Raw genomic sequence first — 3,514 nt, 5'->3', positions numbered from 1 at the left:
AGCAGCCCGCCCCGCCCACCGGCGCGGACGGAGCCGTCAACTACACGCACCCCGGCCGCCGTACGTCCACCCCCCCGACCCCGCCGCCCCCGGCCGCCCCGCCCACCGCACCGGGGCAGCCCTCGCGCCCCGTCGCGGGCGACGCGACGGGCTGGTCCATGGACGAGCGTCTCTACAACCAGGTCTGGGGCATGTTCGAGGACCTGGCCCGCGCCGTCGCCGCCTACCGCAGCGCGGTCGACTTCGCCGAGTCCCGGATGGAACAGGAACTGGACCGCGTCCTGTCCGACCCCCGCAACCGCATCGGCCGCGCGGGCGACACCGCCCGTGAGGCGGCCCGCGCCAAGCACGACGAGCTGGCCGCCCGCGCCCGTGAGGTCCTCGACCGCGACCTCGCCCAGCTCGCCGCCGAGACCGAGGTCGTCGAACCGGCCCTCCCGGCCGCCTACGCGGGCTGGGACAACCCCGTCTGGCACGCCTACCGCGTCCCGATGGAGATCCCCATGGCGCTGCGCCTCGGGGACGTCCACCTGCCCGAGCGCCCCGACCTGCGCATCCCGATGCTCGTCCGGCTGCCGCTGGAGCGCGGGCTGTGGGTCGACAGCGGCCGGCTCAGCTCCGAGGCCGCCATGATGATGGACGAGGACCGGCTGCGCCGGCTGGCCATGGACACCGCGGTCATCCACGCCGGGCGCCTGCTGGCCGTCTACCCGCCCGGCGAGTTCACCGTCCACGTGATCGACCCCGCCGGATCGGGAGCCGCCGCGCTGGCCCCGCTGACCTCCTCGGGCGTCCTCGACGGACCGCCCGCCGCGGGCGCCGCCGGAGTCGCGGCCGTGCTCACGAAGCTCACCCAGCGCGTCGACCTCGTACAGATGGCCGTGCGGGGCGGCGCGGCCGAGTCGCTGCCGCCGGACCTCGACACCGCCGAGCAACTGCTGATCGTCAACGACTTCCCGCACGGCTTCGACGACCGGGCCGTGACCCAGCTGCGCTACCTCGCCGACGAGGGCCCGTCGGTCGGGGTGCACCTGCTGATGGTCGCGGACCGCGAGGACGCCGACGCGTACGGGCCGGTGCTCGACCCCCTGTGGCGGTCCCTCCTCCGGATCACCCCGATCCCGGACAACCACCTCGCCGACCCCTGGGTCGGCCACGCCTGGACGTACGAGCCGCCGACGGTTCCGCCGGGCAGCCGCGTGGTGGCCCAGGCACTCGAACAGGTGGCGGCAGCCCGTCGCGCATGGCGGCGCTGACCTGCGCTCTTGGGACTCCTTTACCTTTTTCTTTACCTTTCCTTGGCCTTTCCTGTACTCTTCTGGGTATCGGAGGGGAGTACTCCCGTACCGCGACGTACCCGTCAATACGGACCGCCATCGGTCCCGGGGCGCCGGCCCGGGGAGCGGCGATGGCCGCCCGGGTGGAGGAGACCTCCGGCAGCGACGACGCTGATCTTGTAGCCGTACGACGCCGGAGGCGCAGTGGACGTGTCATGGATCCTGTGGACGACGACCATTCTTGGTCTGTCCGCCTTGATCGCGGTCGACTTCTTCATCGGGCGCAAGCCCCATGACGTGTCGATGAAGGAGGCGGGCATCTGGACGGGTGTCTGGATCGCCCTCGCCGCGCTGTTCGGCCTCGGCCTGATGGTGTTCGGTACGGGGCAAGCCTCCGGCGAGTTCTTCGCGGGCTTCATCACCGAGAAGTCGCTCAGCGTCGACAACCTCTTCGTCTTCGTCCTGATCATGGCGAAGTTCTCGGTCCCCACCCACCTCCAGCAGCGGGTACTGCTGATCGGTGTGCTGATCGCCCTGGTGCTGCGCGCGGTCTTCATCGCCGCCGGGGCCGCGATCATCGCCAGCTTCTCGTGGGTCTTCTTCATCTTCGGCGCGTTCCTGATCTACACCGCCTGGAAGCTCATCCAGGAGGCGCGCTCCGACGACGAGGACGAGGAGTTCGAGGAGAACCGCCTGCTCAAGTCCATCGAGCAGCGCTTCGGTGTCGCCGACAAGTACCACGGCACGAAGCTCTTCATCCGGAACAACGGCAAGCGGGTGCTGACCCCGCTGATGGTGGTCATGCTCGCCATCGGCACCACCGACGTGCTGTTCGCGCTGGACTCCATCCCCGCGATCTTCGGCCTGACCCAGGATCCGTACATCGTGTTCACCGCCAACGCCTTCGCCCTGATGGGACTGCGGCAGCTGTACTTCCTGATCGGCGGACTGCTCAAGAAGCTCGTCCACCTCAGCTACGGCCTGTCGGTCATCCTGGGCTTCATCGGGGTGAAGCTGGTGCTGCACGCGCTGCACGAACAGGGCGTCGGTGTCCCGGAGATCTCCATCCCGGTGTCCCTGGCGGTCATCTGCGGTGTCCTGATCATCACCACGATCACCAGCCTCATCGCCTCCAAGAAGCAGACCGAGCGTGACGCGGCGGAGGCCGCCGCCTCGGACAAGGACAGCATCGAGGCCTGACCCGACCCGCCTCCGGCCCTCCGCCGCCCCCGGTCTACCGTGGGCGGCGGAATCGTACGCCGGGGGCGAAAAGGGAAGAAGGCGCGCCGTGCTGCCCGAGCTGACGCTCGCCCGGGGCCTGTCCTCGTGGCGGCTGGACCCGGTGGCGCTGGCCGCCGTGGCCGTCCTGGGAGGGGCGTACGGCACCGGAGTGGCGCGGCGCCGGCGCGCGGGGAAGAGCTGGCCCGTCGCCCGGACCGCCGCCTTCGTGGTGCTCGGACTCGGCACGATCGTGGTCGCGACGATGTCGTCCCTCGCGGTCTACGACCGGGTGCTGTTCTGGCCGGCGGCCGTGCAGAACGTCCTGCTGGATTTCCTCGCGCCCCTCGGCCTGGCCCTCGGCGACCCCCTGGGCCTGGCCGCCCCCGACGGACCGCTGCACCGGGCGGTGACGTCAGCCCCGGCGAAGGTGCTGACGTTCCCCCTGGTCAGCTCGCTCGTGGTGCTCGCCTCTGAGCTGACCGTCTACTTCACGCCGTACTTCACGGCCTCGCTGCACAGCGACGCGGTCCGCCGGCTGATGCAGGCGCAGCTGCTGCTCACCGGCTGTCTGTTCGTGCTGCCCATGCTCTCCGGCCGCGACCTGCTGCCCCGCTGGTGCACCCACCCCGTCCGGGCCGCGCTGGTCTTCCTGGACGGGCTGTTCGACTCGGTCCCCGGCATCGTCGTCATGACCAGCGGTACGTCGGTCGCCGGACGCTGGTACGCGGCCCAGGGGCGGACCTGGGGGCCCGGTGTGCGGCAGGACCAGCGGCTCGGCGGCGGGCTGATGCTGAGCCTCGCGGAGCTGGTCGCGCTGCCGTTCCTGATCGCCGTCTTCGCCGAGTGGTGGCGCGCGGACCGCGCGAGGGCCCGGGACCTGGACGCCCGCCTCGACCGCGAACTGGCCCCGGTGACCGCGCCCGCCGGGGCGGACGTACCGGGACCGGATCTCGTACGCCCCTGGTGGGAGACGGACGACGGCGAGGTCGGCCGGCGCATGCGCGAGGGCCGCTGAC

The 3,514-nt window shown here is 71.4% G+C and carries 2 protein-coding genes and 1 pseudogene; all 3 read left to right on the top strand.

What is annotated here, in order from left to right:
* Positions 1–1,256 (top strand): annotated as a pseudogene (locus tag GT042_RS33090) (export associated protein); the annotation flags it as partial.
* A 225-nt stretch (positions 1,257–1,481) separates the two neighbouring features.
* Positions 1,482–2,477: a TerC family protein gene (locus tag GT042_RS33085; protein ID WP_161312378.1), complete on the top strand. Its 996-nt coding sequence runs from the start codon at positions 1,482–1,484 to the stop codon at positions 2,475–2,477.
* 88 nt (positions 2,478–2,565) lie between these two features.
* On the top strand, positions 2,566–3,513 hold the full coding sequence (locus GT042_RS33080; RefSeq protein ID WP_161312377.1) for a cytochrome c oxidase assembly protein: 948 nt from the start codon (positions 2,566–2,568) through the stop codon (positions 3,511–3,513).
* Position 3,514 lies beyond the last annotated feature (1 nt).

The organism is Streptomyces sp. SID3212, from assembly GCF_009865405.1.
Classification (GTDB): Bacteria; Actinomycetota; Actinomycetes; order Streptomycetales; family Streptomycetaceae; genus Streptomyces.
The sequence above is the reverse complement of the archived record's forward strand: the minus strand, read 5'-3'. Positions and strand labels throughout refer to the sequence as shown.